A 24,442-nucleotide genomic window follows, 5' to 3' on the forward strand; every position below is an offset into this window, starting at 1 on the left:
ACGGGTGGGCGAGCGGTTACGGGTGGGTGGGGCGGTCACGGGTGAGGTGAACGGTCACCGGCGGGTTTGGACGGCGCCCGGAAGGCACGCAGTAAACGGGTGGGTGGGCGGGAAAAAATCGGTTAACGCCGGGCGCGGGGATCGCCCAGCTCGCCCCGAAGCCGCTGCGCGCGAAGCACCAGTTCCAGCTCGAAGCGACGGTCGGGGTCGTCGACCTCGTCCCCCCACAGCTCCCGGATCTGCCGAAGGCGATACCGCACGGTCTGCGGATGGACCCCGAGACGCGCGGCCACCTCGGGAGCCCCGCCCCGCGTCTCCAGCCACGCCAGCAGGGTCTCCGCGAGCCGCCGCCCGTGCGTGGGCCCGCAGTGGGCGAGCGGCTCCAGACACCGCAGCGCCAGGTCGTCGATCAGTTCCTCGGGCTGCAGCAGGACCAGCGCCTCGGTGTGCTGCGTGCAGTACAGCACCTCGCCCGGCGGCAGCAGCCCCCGCTCCATGAGCCGTACCGCCGCCTCGGCCCAGCGCAGCGACTTCGCCGCGTCGGCCAGCGGAACGGGCGGGCCGATCGCGCCGGCCCACCCCGTGAGCGCCCGGTGCAGCAGCTCCGGGCGCCCGGCGGCGTCCGGCTCGGGCACGACCATCCGGGGCTGCTCGTACTCCATGTCGAGCAGCACTCCCTGTCCGACAGCAGGGGCGACGGCCTCCCGGGCGGGCCGCAGCAGCACCCCCACCGCGACCTTGTCCGGCAGCGGCCAGCCGATGCGCGCGGCCCGCTCCGAGAGCGCCTCGGCCGGATCGCCCCGGTGGTGCTCGGCGAGCAGCAGTTCCATCAACCGCCGTTGCAGACGCAGGCGTTCACCGGCCTGCCGGGCGGCGGCCTCGGCGTATCCGCGTACGGACTGGTCGACCAGCCCGTCCAGATACTCGTAACCGGCGTCGACCAGCTCGTACATCGCGGGCGGCGGGATCTCCACCCGCGTCCCGATCTCGGCGAAACGGCGCCAGGCGAGGCGTACACCGAGCCGGTAGATCGCCTGGAGCGAGTCGAGGCTGCGGCCGTTCAGGCCCTCGCCGCGGCCGAACTCCTGGAAGACCTCGGGATGGACCCGCGGGCGGCCCTCGGCGGTCTCCAGGTGCTGGACGAACACCTCGATGGCCCGCCGGATACCGATCAACGCCATCGGCTCGCCGGAGTCGTCGAGCACGACGGGCAGATGGGGATACTCGTGACGTATCTCCTGGAGGATCTCCTCGGCGAGTATGGGCGCCTCGGCCATGGCGAGCTCCGCGAACTGGCGCACCTGGAGGCGCGGCACGTCGTGCCAGGCCGAGCGCACGATGACAGGTCCCCGGCGTAGGGCCATGGTCAGCGCTCCTGGCCGGCCGTCTCATAGGTGATCAGAGGCGTGTTCGGCTGGTCGGGGGTCGCGTCGAGCAGCGCGACGATACCGAGGGCGGCGCCCACGGCGAGTGCGGCGGCGGCCGCCACGGTCAGCAGGGCGGCGAGCAGTCTGGGCATCGCGGGTCAGCCTCTCTGTCGGAGGTCCACCCACCCTGGTGCGCCCGCGATTACGGCTCGCGAGCCCCAGCCCCGTTCGCCGGTCCCATCCGGCGAGCCCCCAGTCTCGACAACGCATTGACACTTCGTCAAGGGTGCGCCTACGGTTCCCGGCCCATACCGCACGTGCACCCTCCCCCACCGTGCCGGCACAGCCCGTGCCGCGTCACCACGAGCCCCCTGGAGTGCCCGGATGCGCCGTACTGCCACTCCCTTTTCACTGGTCATACTGGGTCTGGGCGTGTTCCTGCTCGTCCTCTCCCCCCTGCTCGCCTGGTACGTCGAACCACGTGCTCAACGCACGCCCGTGGACATCGACTCGAAGACCGTCTTCACCGGTACGGGCAGTTATTTCGACACGGACGAGATCGAGACCGTCCGCGACAAGAAGATCACCATCACCCGCCAGGTCCGCGGCGATGTCGCCGACAGCGAGAAGAGCGGCCGGGCCGTCTGGGACGTGTCCACCTCCGTGGACACCGCCAAGTCGCTGCCCGCCGCCGACCCCCACGACTCGCTGCAGTGGACCACGGAGCGCTGGGTCACCGACCGCAGGACCAACAAGCCCGTCCACTGCTGCGACGAGGAGCCGTACTACGAGGGCGAGGCGTATCTGAAGTTCCCCTTCGACGTGCAGAAACGCTCCTACATCTGGTGGGACAGCACGCTCGGCTCGACCGTCACGCTGAAGTACGAGGGCAAGAAGAAGATCCAGGGGTACGAGGGTCTCCGCTTCACCGGAACCGTGCCCGCCACCAAGACCGGAACCCGGCTGGTGCCGGGCACGATCGTCGGCGAGAAGGATGCCGGTCAGGTGCTCGCCGAGGAGTGGTACGCCAACCACGGCATCGAGCTCGTGGCCGACCAGCGCACGGGCCGGATCATCTACGCGGCGATCGGCCCCCGTAAGACGCTCAGGGCCCCCGGCGGCGAGAAGGACGCCGTGGTGCTGCTCGACAGCGAGCGGATCGCCTTCACCACCGAGACCCAGAAGGAACAGGTCGATCTCGCCGACACGGACAGCGGACTGCTGCGCATGGTGGGGCAGACGTTGCCGGTCGGGACGGGTGTGGCGGGCTTCCTGCTCGCACTTGTGGGGGTCGTTTTGGTGGTACGCGGGCGTCCGCATCCCGAAACGTCCGAGAGCTCCCAGCAGCCGCTCACAATGTGATGAGACGTCAGCTGTACAAAGCCCCGAAATTGTCACTTCGGTGAGTAGCCGCATCGAACCAGCGGGCGAAAACTATCCACCCCACCCGAACACAGCCCGACCACATCCCCATCACAGCCGGACCGCATCACCCACACCGATCAGCCCCACAGGTTCCGTCCCACAGATCCGTACGGATTCGATCCGCGGGAGATTCAGGACTTCCGCGACGGACCACATCGAAGCCGTGGGGATCGGCTCCACAGGAACGGGGAACTCGCGGCACATCCCACGCCGCGAGGACCGGCAGAACCGCACCGCCCCCCACCCCGACCACGACCCATCCGCACCGCGAGACCTGACCGACCCGCACCGCGAACGAGACCGACCCGCACCGCGAACAGGACCGACCCGCACCGCGAGACACAACCGACCCACACCGGGAGACCGCCACCACCACACCGAGCCCCACCTCACCCCCCACCCCACCCTCCCGTTGGTTCCGCACCCCGAGACGAGTTGGAGCACACATGCCCCAGCACGTGCCTTCGTCGTTGCGCGCCGCCTTCCCACGCTCCGCGCAGCGACCCCCGGCGCTCCCCCCACAGCCGCGCCGAATCGTTTTCCTCGCCCGTCGTGACTTCGGCAACGAAGCCGCGGGCGGTTCCGAACTCCTCGTCGACAGACTCGCCGAGGGCCTGACCCACCTCGGCCACCAGGTCACCCTGCTGTGCGGCGGCCCCGCCGCGTACCGCGACTACCGTGTCGTGTCGGCGGGCGGCGACCTCGGCCACTATCTGCGCGCCAGATCGGCGTTCCAGCGCCAGATCGGCGACTGCGACCTGCTCGTCGAGGTCTGCAACGGCATGCCGTACCTGGCCCCGCTGTGGCACCGCGGGCCGACCCTCTGCCTGGTCAACCACGTGCACACCGACCTGTGGCGGATGCGGTTCAACGGGCCGCTGGCGCCCGCCGCCCGGCTCGGCCGAAGACTCGAACACTGGGCACTGGCCGGCGCACAGCGCCACAACCTGCTGGTCGCCGTCTCCCCGTCGACGGCGCACGCGCTGCGTGCCATCGGGGTCGAGCGCGAGCGCATCCGAGTCGTCCACAACGGCGTCGAGGAGCCCGGCCCGCCCGCCGAGCGATCACCGGAACCACTGTTCCTCGCGATGGGGCGGCTCGTCGAGTACAAGCGGATCGATCTGCTGCTGCGGCTGTGGGAGCGGGTCCGCCCGGTCACCGGCGGGCGGCTGGTGATCGTCGGTGACGGTCCCGAACGGGAGCGGCTCGAACAACTCGCGGGCCCCGGCGTCGAGTTCAGGGGTCATGTCTCCGAGGCCGAGAAGCACCAACTGCTCTGCGCCGCCTGGCTGCTGCTGCACCCCTCGGCCGTCGAGGGGTGGGGCCTGGTGGTGACGGAGGCGGCGGCCCGCGAGACCCCGGCCATCGCCTTCGACGTACCCGGTCTGCGCGACTCGATCGTGGACGGCGAGACGGGCCTGCTGGCCCGCGGCGAGTCCTCGTTCGCGGCGGCCTGGTGCACCCTCGCCCTGTCCACCCACCGTCGCACGCTCATGGGCAAGGCGGCAGGCGACCGCGCCACCCAGTTCCGCTGGCACCGCACGGTCCGCCGGTTCAGAGCGGTGGCGACGGAGGCGGTGAGGAGCTGGACGCCATGACGCCCGCCCGGGGGAACCGGCCGGAACAATGGGGTACGGGCCCGGGTACTGGTACTGGTACTGGTACTGGTACTGGTACGGGCCCAGGCACGGACCCGAGTACAGGTACGGGCCCGGGCACAGGTACCCGCTTCAAGGACCCCTCCTTCCGCCGTTCCCTCGCCCTCTTCCGCGCCTTCCGCAATGAACAGGACGACCCCGAGGGCTGCTACTCGCTGCTCGCTCGCGACGCGGCCGACCAGGTGGAGGCGTACGACGGTCCGGTGAAGGGCCGGACCGTCGTGGACATCGGCGGCGGGGGCGGCTACTTCACGGACGAGTTCCGGCGGCGCGGCGCGCACGGCTATCTCTTCGAGCCGGACATGCGCGAGCTCGGGCCGAGGCCGCCGGAGGGCGCGGTCGTCGCCGACGGCTATCTGCTGCCGCTCGCCGACGCGGCCGCCGACGTCTGCTTCTCCTCCAACGTCCTTGAGCACGTGGCCGATCCGCAGACCTTCCTCAGCGAGATGGTGCGGGTCACGAAACCCGGCGGGCTGATCTACGTGTCGTTCACCAACTGGCTGTCCCCGTGGGGCGGTCACGAGTGGGCGCCCTGGCACTACCTCGGCGCCGAGCGGGCCCGCGCCCGCTACAGCCGTCGTACCGGCGGGCCCGCCAAGCACACCCTCGGCGAGAACCTCTTCGCCGTACACATCGGACCCACCCTGCGGCAGGTGCGCGCCCGGGACGACGTCACGGTCGTCTCGGCGCGCTCCCGCTACTGGCCGTTCCTCGCCCAGGCCGTCGTGAGAGCGCCGGGGCTGCGCGAGTTCGCCACCTGGAACCTCCTCCTCATTCTCCGGCGGTATCCATGACCAGCACGGTCCAGGCCCCTCCCCCGGCGGCCACGCGCCCCCTCGCCCCCGACCCCGGCCCACCGCAGGGGCCGCGGTCGCGGCGGTGGCTGCTGGGGTTCTGGGCCGTGGTGTTCGTGCTGTTCCTGGCCGTGGACCCGGGCCGGCAGACGTTCGACACCAAGCTCGGCGTCGCGCTCGACCCGTGGCAGTTCCTGTCCGACCTGGGCCAGCTCTGGCACGACCGGGGCGGCTTCGGCGGCATCGCGGACCAGTACGTCGGCTACGCCTTCCCGATGCTGCCGTACTACGGGCTGTGCGAGCTGATCAACCTCCCGGTGTGGCTGGCCGAGCGGCTATGGATGTCGCTCATCGTGGCGGTCGCCTTCTGGGGCGCGCTGCGGCTCGCCGAGCGGCTGGACATCGGCAGTCACGCGTCCCGGCTGCTCGGCGCGGTCGCGTACGCGCTGTGGCCGGTGTTCACGATCGTCGTCGGCTCGACCTCCGCCGCCGCGCTCCCCGGCGCCTTCCTGCCGTGGGTGCTGCTGCCGCTGACGAACGAGCGCCACAGCGCCCGGGTCGCCGCTCTGCGCTCGGCGCTGGTCATCCCCTTCATGGGCGGTGTCAACGCGGCCTCGACTCTGGCCTCCCTGCTGCCGGTTGGCCTCTATCTACTCTCCCGCCCGCGCGGCCCCCGGCAGCGCAAGCTGATCACCTGGTGGATCCCGGGCGTGATCCTGGCGACCGCCTGGTGGGTGGTCCCGCTGCTGATGCTGGGCATCTACGGCGAGAACTTCCTTCCGTACGTGGAGAGTTCGCAGACCACGACGGACACCATGGCGGCGACGGAGGCTCTGCGCGGCGCCGGGAACTGGGTCGCGTATCTGCACTTCGGCGAGGCCTGGCTGCCGGCCGGCTGGACGGTCGCGGCCTCGGTGGTCGTGATCGTCTCGTCGGCGCTCGCGGCCGGGCTCGGTCTCGCCGGACTGGCCCGCCGCGACCTGCCCGAGCGGCGCTGGCTCGTCCTGACCGTGCTGTCGGTCGCGCTCATCACCCTTGCCGGGTACGGCGGTTCGTTCGGCGCTCCCTTCCACGGGGTCGTCCAGGACTGGCTGGACGGCGGGCTCGTGCCCTTCCGGAACATCTACAAGTTCCAGACGGGGCTGGCCCTCGCACTCGTCTTCGGGCTGATGCACCTGGTCGGCGTCGCCTCGCAGTCGCGCGGGGCCCGTCCCGTGCCCGGCCGCCGGTACGTGGCCCTGGTCGCGGCGGTCCTCGTACTCCCCGGTCTCGCCTGGCCCTACCTCAACGGGTCGATCCTGCAACCGGGTTCGTTCCAGCAGCTTCCCAAGTACTGGCAGTCCACGGCGAACTGGCTGGAGAAGTACTCGCCGGACTCCCGCGCCCTCGTCGTGCCCGCCACCGCGCACGGCATCTACACCTGGGGCTCGCCCATCGACCAGCCCCTCGACGTGCTCGCAGACTCCCGCTGGGCCCAGCGGGATTACGTGCCGTTCGGCACCGCGGGCAACCGGCGCGCGATGGACGCGGTCGAGCAGTCCCTGCTGACGGGCGGCGAAGTCCCGGGCCTGGCCGACTACTTGAGCCGGGCCGGCCTCTACTACGTCGTCGTACGCAACGATCTCGACCCCGACCAGCTCGGCTACGTACCGACCACGACCGTCAAGCGCACCCTGGAGGAGTCGGGCTACCGGCGGGTGACCGGCCTCGGTCCGGTGATGACGGGCGGGCGCATCGCGGAGAACACCCCCATACAGATAGAGGGGTTGTACCCGCGGCAGCGGGCCGTCGAGATCTACGAGCCGGCGAGCGCGGACGTGCCGCGGCCCGGCCAGGCCGGGCTGAAGGCGGTCGCCGACACGGCCGTCGTCTCCGGCGGGCCCGAGGCGCTGCTGCCGCTGTCCGCCGACCCGGCCATGCGGGACCGGGCCGCCGTGCTGACCGGCGACAACCATCCCGGGCTCGGCACCCCCGAGTTGCAGGTGCTGGGCGACGGACTGCGGCGTGCCGACACCCGGTTCGGCCTGGTCAACGCCAACACCTCGTACACGTACACCCGTGACGAGCGCAATCACTCCGGCAGCTTCCAGGACGCAGGCGAGAAACCGCACCAGATCCTGCCGACCGACGGCATCGGGCACCAGACGGTGGCCGAACTGCGCGGCGCGCGCTCGGTTTCGGCGTCGTCGAGCGGCAACTGGATGTTCTATCTGCCGCAGTACGACCCGGTGAACGCCTTCGACGGCAATCCGAACACCGCGTGGGCCGAGGGCGCGGCGGGTTCGGCGGACGGGCAGTGGCTGCGGATCGGCTTCACGGACGAGACGGAGATCCCCGACTCGATCCGGGTCACCCCGCTGCCGCAGGACAGTGTGCGGTCGGCGCCGACCCGGGTGCGCGTGGAGACGGAACGCGGTTCCGAGACGAGCACCCTCCAGGCCAACGGCATGCGCCAGCGCATCAAGGCCCCTGAGGGGGCGACGAGTTGGCTGAAGGTCACCATCGTCGACTCGGCGGCCCGGCAGTCCGACCTGTCCGGCGCGGGCTTCTCCGAGATCACCATCCCCGACGTCCAGGTGACCCGCATGCTGCGGCTCCCGACGGACGCCGAGCGTACCGACGCCGCCGCCGAGGTCGTCTCGCTGCACCGCGCCACCGACCCGGGCGGCTTCTCGCCGACGGGCACGGAGGCGGGGCTGCACCGCCGCTGGACCTCGGAGTCGGCGGGCACGTACGAGGTGAAGGCGAGCGCGATCCCCGTGCCGAGCGACGAGCTCGACGCGCTGCTCTACAGGGTCGCGCCCGAGCAGCGGAACCGGATCACCGCGACCGCCGACTCGACGGCCCTGCTCGGCACCGGGCTCTCGCCGCGCAACCTCACCGACGGGAGCCTGACCACCGCGTGGATCGCCGGGGACGACCCGACCATCCATCTGCGCTGGCCGGGCAAGCAGGCCGTGGGCGAGATCGTGCTGGCTCCGGCGGGCGGCCTCTCCGCCCGGCCCACCGAGGTCGACATCAGCTCGCCGGACGGCTCGACGATCGCCGGGGTCGACGAGAACGGTGTCGTCCGCTTCGATCCGATCACCACGGACCGGTTCGACATCACCATCACCGAGACGGCCCCGATGACCGTCCACAACCCGCTCGCCGACGAGGACCTGCAACTGCCGGTCGGCCTCACCGAGGCGTACGTCCCGGCCCTGGACCAGTACCGCACCCCGCAGCCCCGGGCCAACCGCACGTTCGACGTCCCCTGCGGCGAGGGCCCGACGCTCGCCGTCGACGACGAGCTGTACGAGACCAGTGCGAAGGGCACGGTACGGGACCTCGTCGAGCGGCGGCCCATCGAGCTGACACTCTGTCAGGATGGGCGCTCCGACGCCGAGTTGTCCCTCGGCTCGGGCTCGCACCGGGTCGAGGCCGGTGACGCGGGACCCCTCGCCGTCACCGACGTCACGCTGACCCGCGGCACGCTCACCACACCCACCGCGCTCGACCGTGAACTCGGCATACGGGACTGGCTCGGCGACCGCCGCGAGGTGAGCGTCGGCTCTGGCGCGGCCTCGTACCTGACGACGTACGAGAACTTCAACGACGGCTGGAAGGCCACGCTCAACGGCAAGAAGCTCGACCCGGTGCGGCTCGACGGCTGGCAGCAGGGCTGGCGGGTCCCGGCGGGCGCGGGTGGCACGGTCAAGCTCTCGTACGAGCCGTCCACGCTGTACGAGGCCGGGCTGATCGGCGGCGGTGTCGCGGTGCTCCTGCTCGCGGGGCTCGTGCTGTACCGGCGGAACTCGCCCAACACGGACGAGCCCTCGCCGGTGCCACCGCCGCCCGGTCTGATCCTGGGCACGGTCGTGCTGACCCTGGTCGGGATCGTGATCGCCGGGTTCTTCGCGCTGCTGGTGCCGCTGCTGGCGCTGCTCGCGTGGCGGCGGCACGCCCTCCTTGTACCCATCGCGTTCCTCGCGCTCGCGGGCGCCGGGATCGCCGCCGCGACCGGGGCCGGGGAGCCGGTCTCCGAGGGCGCGGGGGCGTTCGGCCCCACGGCCCAACTGCTCGCGCTGATCGGGCTGTTCGCCGGGTTGGTGTCGATCGGGGAGGCCTCGTACGGGGCTCGGGGTCCCGGCGGACCCGGCGGACCCGGCGGTCCCGGCGGTCCCGGCGGGGGTCAGGGCTTCGGGGCTTCGGGCGCTCACGCGTATCCCGGTGCGCCCGCTGCTCCCGGGTATTCCGGTACTCCCGCCGCCTCGGGATATCCAGGTGCTCCCAGTGCCGGCGCGCTGCCGCCACCGGCGCCGGGGACCGAGGCGCCCACCGAGCCGCTGCCACAGCGGCGGCGGGGTGAGCGCGCGGGGCCGGGCGCGTCCGAATCGTCGCCGGCGCCCGAGGCACACCACGGGATGCCTGGCGTGTCCGAGGCAACCGGACCGGCCTCCGGAGAGGCCGAGGCCCCACCCGCCCCCAGGGTGGCGTCCGGTCCGACGGTCTCCGCCCGCGGGCCGGGGTCCGCGCAACCGGAGCCCGACCCGCCCACCACCCGGTTCGGCTTCCGGAAGCCGAAGTTCAGGGCGGCACCGCCCGAGGACACCAGGCCGGCACGGCCCGAGGAGACGGGGGAAGGCGGACCCACATGACCACGCTGGACCACCCGGCACGAGACGGCACGGACGGCCCCGTGAAGCCGCCCGCCCGCATCCCGTTCCCCGTCGTGGACGAGGTCGCCCGGCACTGCCTCCAGGAGGAGGAGCCGGAGACCGTCCACATCGAGGTGCATCTGCCGGGCCGTCTCGACCCGGACCGGCTGCGGAGGGCGTTCACCGGGGCCCTGCACCGCCATCCCCGCATCCTGATGCGCGAGGCGCGGCGGCCCTGGTACGGGCGGCGGTACGAGTGGGAGCTCACCCCGGACGCGGACGTGGAGGTCGTCCTGTTCCCGCCGCCGGACCGGGACGCCCTGAAGCACGCCCGCGACCGGGCCCTCCAGGACGCCCCGCCGCTGTCGGCCTCGCCGCCGATCCGCCTTGAGGTCGTCCTCGATCCGGAGGCCGACGACACCGTCCTCTTCGTCACCATCAACCACACCGCCCTCGACGGCCCGGCCTGCCTGCGGGTCCTCGCCACCGCCGCCGAGCTGTACGGCGGCCAGGACAACTCCCCCGCGGCGCCCCCGACCCGTACGACGTCCGAGGCGCCGAGCCCGATCGACGCGCCCTCCACCTGGGCACCGCCCGCGCGGGTGGCGCACGGCGCTCCCGAGCCCTCGCCCGGCAACGGCATGCTCGTCGCCGAGTTCGGCGTCCCGCGCCGGCCCAAGGGCTCCCCGTACACCGTGAACGACCAGCTCATGGTGACCACGGCGCTGATGATCACCCACTGGAACCGCGAACACGGCGCCCGTCAGCGCCCGTTGCGCATCACGATGCCGGTGGACGACCGCACCCGTGACACCGACATGCCGATCGGCAACGGCACGCGGCTCGTCGAAGTCCCCTTCGCGCCCGAGGAGTTGGACGCCTCGGACATGGCGGGCCTGCTGCGCCGCACGGCGGATCGCACCCGTGCGCTCAAGGCGCTGCCCCGGCCCCAACTCGGGCACGGGGCCGCCCTGTTGACGGCACCGGTGGTACCGGTGGCGTGGCGGGCCGCGTTCACCCGGGGGCTGCGGCGAGCCGCCGGACCCTGGACGTCGACCACGCTGCTGAGCAACATCGGCCGCATTCCGTACGCCCTCGACTTCGGTGAGGGGGCGGGGCGGGCGCACGCGGTGTGGTTCTCGGCGCCGGCCCGGATGCCGCGCGGCCTCACGGTCACGACGGCGTCCACGGCGGGCCGGCTGCACGTGGCGTTGCGCTGGTCCCGCACGCTCCTCGGCCACGGCGACGGCTCCCACCTCCGCGACCTCTTCGAGCACTACCTGCACGCCACGGAACACGTCACGGAGAGTGCCCCATGACCACGGCTCCGCCCCGCCGGCCGTCCGGCGGCCAACCACCGCACGGGCTGCGGGACTTCTACGAGGACCCGGCCGTGCCGGTCGCCTCCGGCACGCCCCGTAGTCTGCGCCAGGCCCGGATGCTGGCCGACGCGCTCGGCCCTGCCACGTCCGGTGCGCGGACGGTCCTCGACATCGGCTGCGGCGACGGCTCCGCGGCCGCCACGGCGGCGCCGCTGCTGGCCGGCCACCGCATCGTCGGCGTCGACTGGTCCCAGGACGCCCTCAGACGCGCCCACGCCCACCTTCCGTACGCGGTGCGCGGCGAACTCACCGACGGCGGGCTGCCGTTCAGGTCCGCCTCCGCCGACGCCGTCCTGTTCAGCGAGGTCGTCGAACACCTCGTGGACCCGGACGCGGCGCTCGACGAGATCCGCCGGATCCTCCGCCCGGGAGGTCATCTCATGCTCTCCACACCGAACTTGGCCGCCTGGTACAACCGCGCCCTGCTGCTCGCCGGTGTCCAGCCCGTCTTCTCCGAGGTGAGCCTGCGCGGCATCCACGGCCGCCCCGGCAAGGAGGTCGTGGGCCATCTGCGGCTCTACACGGCCCGCGCGCTGCGGGAGTTCGTGACCGCGTCGGGCTTCGAGGTCGTACGGCTGAAGGGTGCGCCCTTCCACGGCGTGCCCCGGCCCATGCGCCCCCTGGACCGGCTGGCGTGTGCCGTGCCGTCGGTGTCCTCGATCCTGCTCCTGCACGCGCGAAGGACGTAGACCATGTGGTGGGGGGTGGCCTCGGCACTGCTCGCGAACGTGCTGTACAGCACCGGATTCGTGCTGGAGAAGCGGGCGTTGGCGGGGATGCCCCAGGTGACCGTCCGGCAGCCCGCCCGGCTGCTGCGGCTGGTCCTCGGCAGTCCGCTGTGGATCGGCGGCTCCGTCGCCCTGGCGTCCGGCTTCGGCGCGCAGCTCGTCGTCTACCGCACGCTGCCGATCGCCGCCGCGCAGGGCATCTTCGTCTCCGGCCTGGTGATCCTCGTCCTGCTCTCCTCGGTGCTGCTCGGCGAGGAGACCTCGGGCCGCGAGCGTTACGCGATCGGGGCGATCCTCGTCGCGCTGCTCATGGTGGTCCTGTCCCTCAAGGAGGGCTCCGACACGGTCAGCCGCAGCGCCCCCGCCCCGCTGATCCTGCTCGTCTGCGTACCGTCGCTCGCGCTGGGCGTCTGGCTGTACGCGTCCGCCGAGCGCCGCGCCCGCCACCGGCACCGCATGCCGACCACGGGCGTCGAATACGGCGTGGCGGTGGGCCTGTTGTACGGGGTCAGCTCGCTGGCCATCAAGGGGGTGTCGAGCTACCTCACCTCAAGTGGCCTCGGCGGTGCGGTGGTCGGCCTGCTCCGCTCCCCGTACCCCTATCTCCTGCTGTTCACCGGCGTGTTCGGCCTGGTGATGTCGCAGGCGGCGCTGCAGCGCTGCCGGGCCTCGCTGATCGTGCCCGTCTGCACGACGGTGACCTGCCTGTTCACCGCGGTGCTCGGCACGCTCGCGTTCGGCGAGGCGCTGCCCGAGGATCCGCTGCGGCTGGCACTGCGCATCGGCGGTACGGCGCTGGCGGTCTCCGTACTCCTTGCGATGCCCAAGCACGACCCACCGGCGCAGCACGACCCACCGGAAGAGCCACAACCCCCGCCCCCCACAAGGGAGTTGACCACTGATGAACCCCGACGACCCGTTGCTGAAGATACTGGCGTGCCCGCTGGACAAGGGGCCGCTGCATCTCCTCGAAAGGGAGACGGAGGGCCCGGAGAGTACTGAAGGCCTGGAGAGTACTGAAGGCCTGGAGAGTACTGAAGGCCTGGAGAGTACTGAGGGTCCGGAAAGTACTGAGGACGCTCTCTACAACCCGCGTCTGCGCCGCCGCTATCCGATCGTGGACGGCATCCCGCAGCTCCTCCCGTCCTCCGGCGAACAGGTGACGGACGACGAACACGAGAACCTCCTGAAACGGATGTTGACCTCATGACCCTGGCAGCCCGTCTGGCCCCCTTCGTGCCGGTGCGGCTGGTCGCCGCCGCCGCCCGGTTCGTCTATCCGCGCTTCGAGCCCGAGCTGGCCCGGCTCGGCGATCTCTGCCCGCCCGGCTGCGGCACGGCGGTGGACGTCGGCGGCTGGTACGGCCCCTGGACGCGCCGTCTGTCGCAGCGGGCGCACCGCGTGGTGACGGTCGAGCCCGTCCCGCACCTGGCCCGGCTGCTGACCGCCGCGACGCCCGGGAACGTCCGGGTGGTCCGGGCCGCCGCGAGCGACCGCCGGGGCACGGCCCGCCTCTGGCTGCCGTCCGGCGACCAGGGCGACCGGGGCGTCTCCTCACTCGTCCGCCGGGACATCCACGCCCGCGCCCTGGACGTACCCTGCCTGACCCTCGACAGCCTGAACCTCCACGACGTCGGCTTCGTCAAGATCGACGTGGACGGCAACGAGCTGGCGGTACTGCGCGGCGCGACCACCCTCCTCACGCGTGACCGCCCGGCCCTGTTCATCGAACTGGAGGCCCGTATCCAGCCGATCAGGCCGGTCGTGTCGTTCCTCACCGAGCGCGGCTACAAGGGCTGGGTCCTGCCCGACGACACCTGGCTCCCCCTGTCGTCCTTCGACCTGGAGTCCCACCAGGCCCACGCCTCGCACGTGGTCTCCCAGGGTCTGCTGCGGCGGGTGCTGGCCTTCCGGAGCCCGGGATACGTCCGGTACGTGAACTCGGTGCTGTTCCTCCCGACGGGCCGCACCCCGGGCGACGCGCACCGCGCCGGACGCGTACGCCACGATGGGACGCATGCCTCCCGCCAAGCGACCCGATAGGCCCGCCGGCCCGTTCACCCCGCTCGACTTCCAACTGGTCCTGCTGCGCCGCATGGCCGACCACAACGCGGACCTCGTGGAGGACGCCCGCCACGCGCTGGGCGCCTCGATCGCGGACATGCGCGAGGCCAACCGCCGTTGGCAGGCGATGCGGCATGTGCCGCGGGGCCGGGGAGCGGTCACCCGCTACCGCTCGATCCTGGGCGAACCGGAGTCGGTGACACCTCGGCAGCTCGGCGACCTGTCCTGCGAGGCCCTCCTGTGGCCGGTCCCGCTCTGGCCCGGCCTCCGCTTCGAGGTCCTGGTCGCCCCGAACGGCGCGGCCTGGAACGAGTGGCTGGTCCGCGCACCGGGCGCCCCCTCCCCCGACCTGCACACCCTGGAGGACCTGACCCCCTGGTCCTGCACGGTCGACGAGGCGGCCCGCGCCTTCGCCCCCGCCCGGCCTCTGGAGGGGTCGGCGCCGACGCGGTGGGGGCTGGCGTTCACGGCACCGGACGCGTCGGGCGTACCGCACGACTGCGTGGCGGAGTTCACGTACGGGCTGCTGCAGCGGATGGCTGTCACGGGGGCGCGGGGCTGACGTACGGGGCTTGCCTACAGTCGTGGGCCAACGGCTGTGGGTCCACAGTGGTAGACCCACAACGCTTGCCTACAGTCGTAGGCCAACGGCCGTAGACCCACAGCGGTGGGCCTACAGGTGTGGGCCCACAGCCGTTGGCCTACAGCGGTGGGCCCTGTCAGCGGGTGGCGGCCTTGACGATCGCCTCCGCGACGACCGGCACCGAAGCCTCGTGCAGGAAGAGGAAGAGGTTGGGCTCGACGAGTTCCAGTTCCATGACGCGGGGCGCCCCGTCGTCGCCGTCGACCAGGTCCACGCGGGCGTAGAGCAGTTCGGGGGCGTCCGGCACGGCGGCCAACGCCTGTTCGGCGACGGCGAGTTCGGCGGGGGTCGGCTCCCACGGCCGGAGGTTCGGGTGCGGGACCTTCTCCGCGTCGTAGGCGGTGCCGGGTTCCAGGACGGCGCCCTTGCGGATGGCGTGGAGGAAGCGTCCGCCGTAGAACAGCAGCGCCCGTTCGCCCGCCGTGTCGATGCTCCGCATGTACGGCTGCACCATCGCGGTCAGCCCTACCGAGTGCATCCACTCCAGGTGCCGTACGGCCCTCTCGTGGTCCTCGGGCGTGTAGCGGGCGGCGTTCCGGGCGCCCGCCCCCGAGGTGGGCTTGACGACGTACTCGCGGTCGGCGGGCAGGTCGGCCGGGTCGCCGGGGGCGAGGTACCGGGTGTCGACGACGGGCACCCCGGCGGCTGCGAGGTCGCCGAGATACCGCTTGTCGGTGTTCCAGCGGACGACGGCCGCGGGGTTCGCCAGTGCCGTCAGCGCCCCGCACCGCTCGGCCCACGCCATGAACTCGGCGGCACGCCAGCTGTAGTCCCAGGTGGAGCGGATGACGGCGAGGTCGAAGCCGTCCCACCCGACGTCGGGGTCGTCCCAGCTCACGACGACGGCTTCCGCCCCGGCCCGCTGCACCGCCTCCGTGAGAACGGGCAGATCACGGTCGTACCCGGACTTCGCGACCTCCCGGCAGGTGACGAGTGCGATGCGGGCGGCGGTGCGTGCCACGGCGGGCTCCTCATGGGTACGTCGGCTCCGGTGATCCCGCTCGCAGACTAACAACCGGCCCGGGAACCGGATCGGGCCGCTTGACCTTCACCTTTGGGGAGGCCACAGCATCGGTGGCGAGACGAGGAACGGCCGGCCCACGAACGGATCGGCCGGCCGGCTGCTCATGGGGGTGCGCATGGAGATGCTGACGATCGGGGCGTTCGCGAAGGCGTCCCGGCTGTCGCCGAAGGCACTTCGGCTGTACGACGAGCTGGAGCTGCTGCGCCCCGCGCGGGTGGACCCGGAGACCGGGTACCGCTACTACGCGCCCGAGCAGTTGGAGCAGGCACGCCTGGTGGCGTGGCTGCGGCGGCTGGGCATGCCGCTGGCCGGGATCCGCGAGGTCCGCGCGTTGGACCCGGCGGCAGCGGCACGGGAGATCCGCGCGTTCTGGGCGCGGGTCGAGTCGGAGACGGCGACCCGCCGCGACCTGGCCGCCTTCCTCGTAGACCACCTGTCACGAACCGTCCCGGGAAACCCAGGCAAGCCGGGTGACCCGGGCGATCCGAGTAAGGACACCACGATGCTGGAACTCCGCTACTCCGCCCTGTCCGACACCGGTCTCGTACGCCCCGCCAACCAGGACACCGCGTACGCGGGCACCCGCGTCCTGGCCGTCGCCGACGGTTTCGGGTCCGGGGGCGCGCCCGCGAGCAGCGCGGCCGTCGAGGCCCTGAAGTTCCTGGACCGCGAGCCGCTCCCCGCCGGTAGCGTCCTCAACCTCCTGGAGGACGCGGTCCAGGGCGCCACCCAGGCCGTCCAGGAGGTGGCGGGCCCGACGGCCGAGATCGGCACCACCCTCACCGCGATGGTGTGGACCGGCTCCCAACTGGCCCTGGTCCACATCGGCGACTCCCGCGCGTATCTCCTCCGTGACGGCGGCCTCTTCCGGATCACCCACGACCACACGATGGTCCAGTCGATGCTCGACGAGGGCCGTCTGACCCCGGAGGAGGCCACCGCCCATCCCCAGCGCGCCCTGCTCCTGAAGGCCCTGACCGGCGGCGGGCCCGCCCCGGACCTCGACGTACGGCTGCACGACGCCCTCGCCGGCGACCGCTATCTGCTGTGCTCGGACGGACTGTCGGCCGTCGTACCCGAAGCCACCATCAGGGACACACTCACGGCGGCCCCCTCACCGGCCGAGGCCGCCCAGGCCCTCGTCAGGGCGGCGAACGACTCCGGCGGCCCGGACAACGTGAGTTGCGTGGTGGCGGACCTCGTGAACGCCGGATCCCAGTAGGGGCCTCTTTCGAGTTGGGGCAGCTGAGCTGGCATTGACATTGGCAGTGTGTCGGCAGGTGTGCGTGGCTGGAGTCCTGGACAGGCCTCATCCCCTTGCCCAGAGGCACTCTCGCGCTGCGCTCCTAGCTCCGAACGCCCCGGTAGGTGAAAGACGCGGGCTAGGGACAGAATCCACTGTGCGGCTGAGCAGCTGAGCGGTTGGCCTCTGTCCACCTTGGGCAGGATTTGAGACGCCGCAGTTCATACGGTGTCGGCGGGATCGGCGCTCTACAGCGGATGCGCTTCCGAGGGAGCCCGCCGCAAGCCCCTTCCGAAGGCACTCTGCCTGACGAGTGGGGGGCGGGTATGGAGGCCGACGCTTGGATCAAGCGGGTTGTCGCCGATTTTGGGGCTGAATGCAAGCAGGTCCTCGGAGTGGGCGAAAATGAAGCCGGGATCCGTAGTGCGGTTGAGAGGCTCCTCGATGCGGCAGCCAGGGAGTTAGGGCTGCGCTTGCGTCTCCATCCCGAGGCTCGGCTGACCGACCTCGGCATCCGTCCGGACTTCGCCGCCAGCATCGGCGAAGACAAGCAACGCATCTTCGGCTACGTGGAATTGAAGAGCCCGAAGAAGAGAGACATCAGTCCGGGCGGACTGCGCGGACGGGACAGGAAACAGTGGGAAGCCATGTCCCGGCTACCAAATGTCATGTACACCAATGGGCAGACTTGGTTTCTACACCAGAACGGACAGCAACGGGGAAGCGTCGTCCACCTGGAGGGCGACGTTTACCGAGTTGGGCGCAGGCTGCGGGCCCCGGGCGCAGTGGGGGTCGCATTTGAGCGGATGCTCCGGGAATTTCTTTTCTGGCAGCCGAACCCACTGGCCACCGTCGGTCAACTGGTCACCGCCATAGCCCCGTTATGTCGGCTGCTACGGGCCGAGGTCCATGACCAGCTTCGAGGGGAAGAGCGAGCTCGCGGCAGAAGTGGCGGTCGGCGCGGGCTCGGGAGTCCGTTTACCGAGCTCGCGCAGACCTGGGAGCATTTCCTTTTCCCCCACACAGACGAGCGGGACCACCAAACCGCATTCTCTGACCGATACGCGCAAACCGTCACCTTTGCATTACTCCTTGCACGCGCCGAGGGGATCCCTCTCGGCGACCGTAGCATGCACGAGGTCGGCGAGTTACTCGGCGCCGATCACACGGTGATGGGAAAGGCCCTCCAGATTCTCACCGATCACGTCGGGCAACAGTTCAAAAACAGCCTCGATGTATTGGTTCGAGTAGTCGACGCTGTGGACTGGGATGCCATTCTCGAGCGAGAGCCAGATGCCCACGTCCTACTCTATGAACACTTTCTGCAAGAGTATGACCCTGAATTACGGAAAGCCTCAGGAACCTACTACACACCTGTCGCCTTGGTGAAAGAGATGATACGACTCGTCGATGAAGTGCTGCGCTTGAACCTGGACTGCGCCGAAGGATTCGCTGATCCTCGCGTGGCCATCATCGATCCAGCGATGGGCACAGGCACATTCCTCAGCGCAATCATCGATCTCGTCGCCGAGCGCCGCACTGCGGGTGGAAATGAAGGATTCCGGGCCGAGGCCGTCGAGGAGCTCGCACAGCGACTCATCGGGTTCGAAAAGCAGATGGCCGCCTACGCGGTGGCGCAGATGCGCATCGCCCAGACTTTACGGACTCACGATTCTCACATTCAGTTGAATGATTTGCGGCTCCACCTCAATGACACTCTCGCCGATCCCTGGAATCGACCCACACTTTTCGGTGGCGCCGGAGCCGACGTTCTTCGCAGAGAGACCGAGGCAGCGAACCATATCAAGCGGGAGGAACAGGTAACGGTCGTCATCGGGAACCCGCCCGACCGCGAGGACGCGCAAGGCGAGGGAGGCTGGATCGAGAGCGGTTCTGCGGGACATGGTCCGCCGCTGCTGGACCGTTTCAGACTCCGAGGTGCCAACGGAATCTACGAGAAGAAGCTCAAGAACCTGTACGTCTATTTCTGGCGCTGGGCCGCGTACAAGGTCTTCGAGCAGCACCACCCCACGCATCACCAGGGTGTCGTCTGCTTTGTCACCACTGCCGGATTCCTTCGAGGACCGGGCTTCAAGGGTATGCGTGAATATTTGCGCACCACCTGCTCAGAGGGCTGGATCATCGACCTGACTCCGGAGGGTAAGCAACCCTCAGCGCGGACCAGATTCTTCCCCGGCGTCCAACAAGAACTCGCAATCGCCCTATTCGTGCGCAAGCACGACTCAGATCCGCAGGCCCCTGCCCCGGTGTACTACGCAGCCGTGACGGGAAGCCGGGAAGAGAAGCAAGCACAGCTGGCACGCCTACACATCGGCGGCGAAGGTTGGCGCCCCTCCCACACCGAATCACATGCGCCTTTCACTCCGGCCCCATTGACAAAATGGGCGGGTTTCCCAGCCTTGGGCGATATTCTTCCATGGTCGCGGCAAGGTATACAGACGAAGCGCACCTGGGTTTACGCAGTTGACGAAGAATCACTACACCTCCGCTGGAACAGGTTGATTCACGAACCCGATCAAGACGAAAAACGGAAACTCTTCAGCGAGTCTCGCGACCGAAAAATTGAAAGCAGCCCTTCGACTCGACTACCAGGCCAACCAGGACGGCGACTCACAGACGAAAGAGGAGCCTGTCTGAATCCGAAGCGAATTCTTCACCGGAGCTTCGACCGTCAGTGGATTATCCCTGACACTCGGGTAGTCGACTACCCTCGACCAGGCCTATGGGACGCAGATCGTGAAGACCAAATATTCCTTATCGAACAGCACAGTCGTCCCATAAAGTCGGGGCCAGCGGTAGTTTTCTCCAGCTTAATCCCAGACATGCACTGTTTCAACAACGATGGAGGCAGAGTACTCCCGTTGAGGCACCCAGACGGATCGCCCAATATTGCCCCCGGGTTGTTGGAGCATTTAGCCAACGCGTACGGAAAGACCGTCATCTCCGCAGATGACCTGGCCGCCTACATCGCCGGAGTCACCGCCCACCCTGCCTTCACTCGGCGGTTCAGCGAAGAACTAAACTCGCTCGGCGTCAGGGTCCCGGTCACCGCTGATCGTGAGCTGTGGCACGAAGCCGTTCGGCTCGGTTATCACAGTATCCGGGCCTCGACCTTTGACGAGCGGTTCAACAGCGAACAAGACGACGACATTTGGAACAGCACAGCGGACCCTGTCACATACTCCGCACGTGTCGACCCATCGGTCCTGCCGGAATCCTTGATCTACGATGCCGAACGTCAGGCGCTCCTCGTCGGCACGGGAGTATTTCTGGGCGTCAACGAGCGCATGCGTCACTACGACGTCGGAGGCCGAAAGGTCCTAGACAGCTGGCTTGCTGCCCGCGGCAGCAAACCTAACGGTCGTATCAGTAGCGAACTGGACCGGATTCGCAGTGAGCGCTGGAAGCCTCAATGGAGTGTAGAACTTGTTGAGGTTCTCAAGGCGCTTCAGCATCTGACGAAACTGGAGACCGCGCAGGCTTCCCTGCTGGAGCGTGTCCTGGATGGACCTCTGATCGACGTGTTCGAGCTGGCCCGGCGCGGTGTGCTTCAACCGCCCGCCTACGCGAAGGGACCAAAGCCAGCGAAGAGCGAAGAGGATATGTTGCCCGGCCTAGAAGGTCTCGACGGGCAACCGCCTCCGCCTGTACAGCCACTGAGCCCTGCGCCGCCAGATCCGGTCCGCAATCCACCACTGCGGCTACACAAGCGGCACACCTCGGAGGTACAGCCAGAACGACGCCACCCTTCCAACTGACCACTGCGGATATCGAGAGCCTCTGCCTTCCGTGTCTCATCACCGTAGCCCCCGTTGAATCCGGCGCACCTCAAGCCGTTCACTCAGCCACGAACTCGTACTGCAGCTCATAGAGATGCCCGGCCTTGACCATGACGGTCGCTTCGATGGGCCGTTTGTCATCGCTGTAGACCACGCGGAGGGTGCGCAGCACGGGAAGGTCGCTGGGTAGGCGCAAGGCCCGGTACTGCTCCTGAGTGGGAACGCGGGCCGAGACCTTGTCCACGCTGAGCCGGGGTGGGTGGCCGAGGTCTGCGAGCAGCGCGGGCGTACCACCCGTGATCCGGCGGCGTTCCGTGATTGCGGTGCCGCGAGCGATCTCCAACGGGTAATAGGACTTGACCAGTTCGACCGGCTCGTCGTCGATCAGAAGGAGCTGGTGGCGCAGGGCTGCCTCACCGCCTGCTGGGAGGTTCAGCGCTGCGGCAACGTCCGCGGGAGGTGTCACCTCCGCGACGTCGAGAAGCTTGCTCCGGGCTCGCGCTCCCTGCTTCTCCGCCTCCGCGAGCCAGCGGTACGGCTCGCCCGGTCCTGCCGGTGCCATGTACGAGGCCGGGTGGACAGTCCGCTGCCGATGTTCGCGCACAGTCACGGAGGCGCCGGCACGCCCGACGACAAGCCGCTCGTCCTTGAGGAGCTGCAACGCCTTCTGCACAGTGGCGTTCGACGCGTCGAACCGTGCCTTGAGCTGCACGGTCGACGGCATTTTGGCCCCTGCCGCCAGTTGCCCGCTCATGATGTCGTCCCGCAGATCGGCTGCAATCCGCTCGTGCAACGAACGCCGGTCGACACCTACCTCCTCGGCCCTGGGCACGGTCATCCCCCGATCCGCATCTCGTATCGCAATTGCTGCCGGTGGGCGGGCATGGCCATGCGGTCAACCTGAATCGGACGGTCGTCGCGATCGAGGGTGAGCCGGGTCAACTCCAGGACGGGCTCATCGGATGCGGTGCGCAGTACGTCCCACTCCTCGGCGGTCGGCATCCGAGCGACCACATCCTCACGAACACAGACACCCACGTACCCCAACTCGGCGAGCAGTGTCACGGCCCCGCCTCGGATCTTCGCGGTCCCGGCCAGACGAGTACCGCGCGCGATTTCGACTGGGTAGTACGTGTCCGTCAGCTCGCTCGGCTCGTCACCGAGATACATGACACGACGGCGTACAACCACCGCCTCCCCCTCGGACAGTCCGAGCAACTCCGCGACGGCGCCGGGCGCAGCAACCTCACCAGCATGGATGACCAACTGGCCACCCCGCCGCCCGCGCCTTTCGAGTTCGGCGCTCCAGGCGTCCGACTGCCCCTTTGCGCGGGGAGCCAGATACGGCATCGAGACGCTGACCCACTTACTACTACTCACGAGGCCCTCCCGCCGACCGCCTACCGACCTTGCCGCCTTACACAGTAAGCGACTTGGTCTCGGCGATCACCTTGCGCCAACCTTGCCGCTTTTCGTGAATAGCGATAGCTTTCTCTGGATCGTACAGCCAGCCGAGGTTCAAGGCGGTGGTCCACCGTGCCCCTGTTACGGCAACAACGCTTCTCCCGAACGCGCGCTTCAGTAAGCGCCGCCCGCGAGTTCGCCCTCACCACCCTCGTCGAGTGGAACATCGACGACCGCCAGGACGACATACGGCTGTGCGTCTCAGAACTCGCCACCAATGCCCTGCTCCACTGAGTGCCGCCAGGACGGGAGTTCTGCGTCCGGCTGCTCCTGGAGGGTGCCGTACTCAGACTGGAGGTCCGCGACAGCGGTGACGGTCGTCCAGAGGTCCGGCACCCCGACACGGAAAGATGCACCGGGCGGGGGCTCTTTCTGGTCGGCGAGTTGGCTGATGACTTCGGCGTCGTTCAGCACGTCCCTGGCAAGACCGTGTGGGCGGTCTTCAAGGTCACGACCCGGCCGGGCGGAGACTCAGGCGAATCCGGCTATCGACAGGCCGATTCCAGTGACGGAGATGGCGGCGGCTCTGGCAGCACTCCCGTACCCATTGGACGCGGATGTGATGCGGGAACTAGGAAACTGCGGGCAGCCTGCGCGTCTCGACCCGTTCCTCGACCGCCGTGTCGCCGTCGCGGGTCACGATGTACGCGCCCTTGCCGGGGACTTCGGTGACCGCTTCGACCAGTTCGGTGCCGCGGTAGACCAGGCCCACTCCGTCGTCGGTGCAGTGGGTGGTGGGGAGGGTGCCGTCCGCGACGAGGTCGTGGACCAGGGGGCGGCGGCCGGCGTCGGTGTCGTAGTGGACGCCGTTGCCGTAGGGGAGGAAGCCCAACGCGTCGGTGATCGGGCGGAGTTCGGGGCCGAAGGAGTCCGTGGTGCCGCCCCGGAACCAGCAGATGGAGCCCGCGCTGACCCCGCTGAGGACCACGCCCGAGCGCCAGGCCCTGCGGAGGATGTCGTCGAGGCCGTGCACCCGCCAGACCGCGAGGAGGTTCGCCACCGAGCCGCCCATGACCCAGACGACGTCCTGTTCGAGGACCGTGCCCTCGACGTCATCGAGGTTCGGCATCGGGAAGAGGTGGAGGGGCGTGAGGTCGAAGCCCGCCACGCGTGCCGCCTCGGTCATACGGGCCGTGAAGTGTTCCGCGTCGCCTATCGCCGTACCGACGTACAGGACGCGGGGGCGGCGGCCGTGGGCGCCCGACAGTTCGACCGCGTGATGCACCAGGGAGTTGAACGCCACCATGGTCCGGCCGGCCCCGGCACGGTGACCGCCGGAGGTGGCGAGGATCGTGGGCTCTCGCCCGTTCACAGAGGATGCAGGGGATGCAGCAGGGGAAGCAGGGGGCGTGGCACTGGACGCGGTCATGACACCGGATCCTAACCACGGCCGTCAGAGCGTCTGTTCGTGTCAACGGCCCTCAGAGCGCCTGCTCGTCACTGCGGGCGTCACAGCCCCTGTTCGTCGTTGTCCTCCGGGTCCCAGTCCAACAGCCGTACCCGCGCCACCGTCTGTACGTGCCGCCGCATCGCGGCGGCCGCCCGGCCCGGCTGCCGGGCGACGATCGCGTCGAAGATCGCGCGGTGCTGGGTGAGGGAACGGGTGGGGCGGCTCGGCTGGCGCAACGACTCGTGGCGGCTCTCGGTGATCTGGTCGGCGATGGAACGCATGAACTCGGCGAGGATGCCGCTGTGCGCGGCGGCCGTGACCGCCGCGTGGAAGAGCCGGTCGCCCTCGATTCCGTGTCCGCCCGCCTGGATCTCGTCCCGCATGTGGACGAGGGCTGCGTCCATGGCGGAGACGTCCTCGTCGGTGCGGCGCTCGGCGGCCAGTTCGGCGAGCTTGGTCTCCAGGGCCTCGCGGGCGTCGAGCACGTCGGGCAACCGGCGGCGCCGCTCCACGAGTTGCTCGACCGGTTCCGCGTCGAGGGTGTCGCGGACCAGGTAGGTCCCGCCGCCGTGGCGGACCTCGACCAGGCCCTGCACCTCCAGGACCACGATGGCCTGCTTCACCGAGGCGCGGCTGACGCCGAGGCGGGCCGCCAGGTCACGCTCGGGTGGGAGGCGGTCGCCGGCGCCAAGACCGCCCTCGGCCGCGTAACTGCGCAACCGGTCGAGGACCTGCTCGTACAGGCGCGGCTTGGCCGTCATCGGGCGCAGTGCGTCGGTCATGCCCGTCCCCCTTGTCCCCTCTTGCGGGTGGTTCGTCC

The 24,442-nt window shown here is 69.7% G+C and carries 19 protein-coding genes and 1 pseudogene; 13 read left to right on the forward strand and 7 right to left on the reverse strand.

Translation table 11 applies throughout. The features are described from left to right. Positions 1–122: 122 nt before the first annotated feature. Both ACH4YP_RS20165 and ACH4YP_RS20170 read right to left on the reverse strand, forming a co-directional pair. Positions 123–1,364 (reverse strand): helix-turn-helix domain-containing protein, encoded by a 1,242-nt coding sequence (locus ACH4YP_RS20165; protein ID WP_361062886.1) that lies wholly within the window; start codon positions 1,362–1,364, stop codon positions 123–125. Positions 1,365–1,366: 2 nt separating this feature from the next. After that, positions 1,367–1,519 (reverse strand): hypothetical protein, encoded by a 153-nt coding sequence (locus ACH4YP_RS20170; RefSeq protein WP_186000974.1) that lies wholly within the window; start codon positions 1,517–1,519, stop codon positions 1,367–1,369. 232 nt (positions 1,520–1,751) lie between these two features. On the opposite strand from ACH4YP_RS20170, the gene ACH4YP_RS20175 reads away from it, so the two are divergent. From ACH4YP_RS20175 to ACH4YP_RS20220, 10 genes are all read left to right on the forward strand, one after another. Continuing rightward, entirely contained in the window at positions 1,752–2,729 is a 978-nt protein-coding gene (locus ACH4YP_RS20175; RefSeq protein WP_361062889.1) for a DUF3068 domain-containing protein, read from the forward strand. Positions 2,730–3,238: 509 nt separating this feature from the next. Further along, positions 3,239–4,390, forward strand: a complete 1,152-nt coding sequence (locus ACH4YP_RS20180) for a glycosyltransferase family 4 protein (protein WP_361062892.1) — start codon at positions 3,239–3,241, stop codon at positions 4,388–4,390. Then, complete coding sequence (locus ACH4YP_RS20185; protein WP_398491561.1) at positions 4,387–5,244, forward strand: class I SAM-dependent methyltransferase; 858 nt, start codon at positions 4,387–4,389, stop codon at positions 5,242–5,244. The genes ACH4YP_RS20180 and ACH4YP_RS20185 overlap by 4 nt, the downstream gene beginning before the upstream one ends. Next, positions 5,241–9,884 (forward strand): alpha-(1->3)-arabinofuranosyltransferase family protein, encoded by a 4,644-nt coding sequence (locus tag ACH4YP_RS20190; protein ID WP_398491563.1) that lies wholly within the window; start codon positions 5,241–5,243, stop codon positions 9,882–9,884. Before ACH4YP_RS20185 ends, ACH4YP_RS20190 begins: the two co-directional genes overlap by 4 nt. Beyond that, entirely contained in the window at positions 9,881–11,203 is a 1,323-nt protein-coding gene (locus tag ACH4YP_RS20195) for a condensation protein (RefSeq protein ID WP_361062901.1), read from the forward strand. The genes ACH4YP_RS20190 and ACH4YP_RS20195 overlap by 4 nt, the downstream gene beginning before the upstream one ends. Then, the gene (locus ACH4YP_RS20200; RefSeq protein ID WP_398491566.1) at positions 11,200–11,955 is read left to right on the forward strand and encodes a class I SAM-dependent methyltransferase; all 756 of its coding nucleotides are present in this window, start codon (positions 11,200–11,202) and stop codon (positions 11,953–11,955) included. The genes ACH4YP_RS20195 and ACH4YP_RS20200 overlap by 4 nt, the downstream gene beginning before the upstream one ends. Before the next feature lie 3 nt (positions 11,956–11,958). Continuing rightward, positions 11,959–12,996 carry a hypothetical protein gene (locus ACH4YP_RS20205; RefSeq protein ID WP_398491568.1) on the forward strand — a complete coding sequence of 346 codons (1,038 nt, stop codon included), beginning with the start codon at positions 11,959–11,961 and terminating at the stop codon, positions 12,994–12,996. Next, on the forward strand, positions 12,896–13,204 hold the full coding sequence (locus ACH4YP_RS20210) for a Trm112 family protein (RefSeq protein WP_398491570.1): 309 nt from the start codon (positions 12,896–12,898) through the stop codon (positions 13,202–13,204). The genes ACH4YP_RS20205 and ACH4YP_RS20210 overlap by 101 nt, the downstream gene beginning before the upstream one ends. Further along, entirely contained in the window at positions 13,201–14,037 is an 837-nt protein-coding gene (locus ACH4YP_RS20215) for an FkbM family methyltransferase (protein ID WP_361062910.1), read from the forward strand. Before ACH4YP_RS20210 ends, ACH4YP_RS20215 begins: the two co-directional genes overlap by 4 nt. Further along, on the forward strand, positions 14,003–14,620 hold the full coding sequence (locus tag ACH4YP_RS20220) for a hypothetical protein (protein WP_361062912.1): 618 nt from the start codon (positions 14,003–14,005) through the stop codon (positions 14,618–14,620). Before ACH4YP_RS20215 ends, ACH4YP_RS20220 begins: the two co-directional genes overlap by 35 nt. 157 nt (positions 14,621–14,777) lie before the next feature. Here ACH4YP_RS20220 and ACH4YP_RS20225 read toward each other — a convergent pair whose 3' ends face one another. Beyond that, the gene (locus ACH4YP_RS20225) at positions 14,778–15,662 is read right to left on the reverse strand and encodes a RimK family alpha-L-glutamate ligase (RefSeq protein ID WP_398491573.1); all 885 of its coding nucleotides are present in this window, start codon (positions 15,660–15,662) and stop codon (positions 14,778–14,780) included. Between the two features lie 178 nt (positions 15,663–15,840). On the opposite strand from ACH4YP_RS20225, the gene ACH4YP_RS20230 reads away from it, so the two are divergent. Together ACH4YP_RS20230 and ACH4YP_RS20235 are read left to right on the forward strand one after the other, a co-directional pair. Next, positions 15,841–16,947: a MerR family transcriptional regulator gene (locus ACH4YP_RS20230; RefSeq protein WP_398491575.1), complete on the forward strand. Its 1,107-nt coding sequence runs from the start codon at positions 15,841–15,843 to the stop codon at positions 16,945–16,947. Between the two features lie 347 nt (positions 16,948–17,294). Then, entirely contained in the window at positions 17,295–20,747 is a 3,453-nt protein-coding gene (locus ACH4YP_RS20235; protein ID WP_361062917.1) for a type ISP restriction/modification enzyme, read from the forward strand. A 79-nt stretch (positions 20,748–20,826) separates the two neighbouring features. Here the strand turns inward: ACH4YP_RS20235 and ACH4YP_RS20240 are convergent, their stop codons facing one another. Together ACH4YP_RS20240 and ACH4YP_RS20245 are read right to left on the reverse strand one after the other, a co-directional pair. Then, positions 20,827–21,606 (reverse strand): GntR family transcriptional regulator, encoded by a 780-nt coding sequence (locus tag ACH4YP_RS20240; RefSeq protein WP_398491577.1) that lies wholly within the window; start codon positions 21,604–21,606, stop codon positions 20,827–20,829. Beyond that, complete coding sequence (locus tag ACH4YP_RS20245) at positions 21,603–22,148, reverse strand: UTRA domain-containing protein (protein WP_361062923.1); 546 nt, start codon at positions 22,146–22,148, stop codon at positions 21,603–21,605. The genes ACH4YP_RS20240 and ACH4YP_RS20245 overlap by 4 nt, the downstream gene beginning before the upstream one ends. Before the next feature lie 156 nt (positions 22,149–22,304). On the opposite strand from ACH4YP_RS20245, the pseudogene ACH4YP_RS20250 reads away from it, so the two are divergent. Next, positions 22,305–22,694 (forward strand): annotated as a pseudogene (locus ACH4YP_RS20250) (ATP-binding protein); the annotation flags it as partial. Positions 22,695–22,803: 109 nt separating this feature from the next. Here the strand turns inward: ACH4YP_RS20250 and ACH4YP_RS20255 are convergent. Then, the gene (locus ACH4YP_RS20255) at positions 22,804–23,544 is read right to left on the reverse strand and encodes a peptidase E (RefSeq protein ID WP_361062926.1); all 741 of its coding nucleotides are present in this window, start codon (positions 23,542–23,544) and stop codon (positions 22,804–22,806) included. Between the two features lie 137 nt (positions 23,545–23,681). After that, positions 23,682–24,404, reverse strand: a complete 723-nt coding sequence (locus ACH4YP_RS20260) for a FadR/GntR family transcriptional regulator (protein WP_361062928.1) — start codon at positions 24,402–24,404, stop codon at positions 23,682–23,684. Positions 24,405–24,442 lie beyond the last annotated feature (38 nt).

The organism is Streptomyces sp. NPDC020747, assembly GCF_044334695.1.
GTDB lineage: Bacteria > Actinomycetota > Actinomycetes > Streptomycetales > Streptomycetaceae > Streptomyces.

What these genes read in the sequence shown, in the direction of transcription:
- ACH4YP_RS20185 (WP_398491561.1), top strand. Translation starts at nt 4,387, where the DNA reads ATGACGCCCGCCCGGGGGAACCGGCCGGAACAATGGGGTACGGGCCCG.
- ACH4YP_RS20200 (WP_398491566.1), top strand. Translation starts at nt 11,200, where the DNA reads ATGACCACGGCTCCGCCCCGCCGGCCGTCCGGCGGCCAACCACCGCAC.
- ACH4YP_RS20190 (WP_398491563.1), top strand. Translation starts at nt 5,241, where the DNA reads ATGACCAGCACGGTCCAGGCCCCTCCCCCGGCGGCCACGCGCCCCCTC.
- ACH4YP_RS20175 (WP_361062889.1), top strand. Translation starts at nt 1,752, where the DNA reads ATGCGCCGTACTGCCACTCCCTTTTCACTGGTCATACTGGGTCTGGGC.
- ACH4YP_RS20180 (WP_361062892.1), top strand. Translation starts at nt 3,239, where the DNA reads ATGCCCCAGCACGTGCCTTCGTCGTTGCGCGCCGCCTTCCCACGCTCC.
- ACH4YP_RS20205 (WP_398491568.1), top strand. Translation starts at nt 11,959, where the DNA reads ATGTGGTGGGGGGTGGCCTCGGCACTGCTCGCGAACGTGCTGTACAGC.
- ACH4YP_RS20240 (WP_398491577.1), bottom strand. Translation starts at nt 21,606, where the DNA reads ATGACCGTGCCCAGGGCCGAGGAGGTAGGTGTCGACCGGCGTTCGTTG.
- ACH4YP_RS20165 (WP_361062886.1), bottom strand. Translation starts at nt 1,364, where the DNA reads ATGGCCCTACGCCGGGGACCTGTCATCGTGCGCTCGGCCTGGCACGAC.
- ACH4YP_RS20210 (WP_398491570.1), top strand. Translation starts at nt 12,896, where the DNA reads ATGAACCCCGACGACCCGTTGCTGAAGATACTGGCGTGCCCGCTGGAC.
- ACH4YP_RS20220 (WP_361062912.1), top strand. Translation starts at nt 14,003, where the DNA reads ATGGGACGCATGCCTCCCGCCAAGCGACCCGATAGGCCCGCCGGCCCG.
- ACH4YP_RS20235 (WP_361062917.1), top strand. Translation starts at nt 17,295, where the DNA reads ATGGAGGCCGACGCTTGGATCAAGCGGGTTGTCGCCGATTTTGGGGCT.
- ACH4YP_RS20170 (WP_186000974.1), bottom strand. Translation starts at nt 1,519, where the DNA reads ATGCCCAGACTGCTCGCCGCCCTGCTGACCGTGGCGGCCGCCGCCGCA.
- ACH4YP_RS20215 (WP_361062910.1), top strand. Translation starts at nt 13,201, where the DNA reads ATGACCCTGGCAGCCCGTCTGGCCCCCTTCGTGCCGGTGCGGCTGGTC.
- ACH4YP_RS20230 (WP_398491575.1), top strand. Translation starts at nt 15,841, where the DNA reads ATGGAGATGCTGACGATCGGGGCGTTCGCGAAGGCGTCCCGGCTGTCG.
- ACH4YP_RS20195 (WP_361062901.1), top strand. Translation starts at nt 9,881, where the DNA reads ATGACCACGCTGGACCACCCGGCACGAGACGGCACGGACGGCCCCGTG.
- ACH4YP_RS20260 (WP_361062928.1), bottom strand. Translation starts at nt 24,404, where the DNA reads ATGACCGACGCACTGCGCCCGATGACGGCCAAGCCGCGCCTGTACGAG.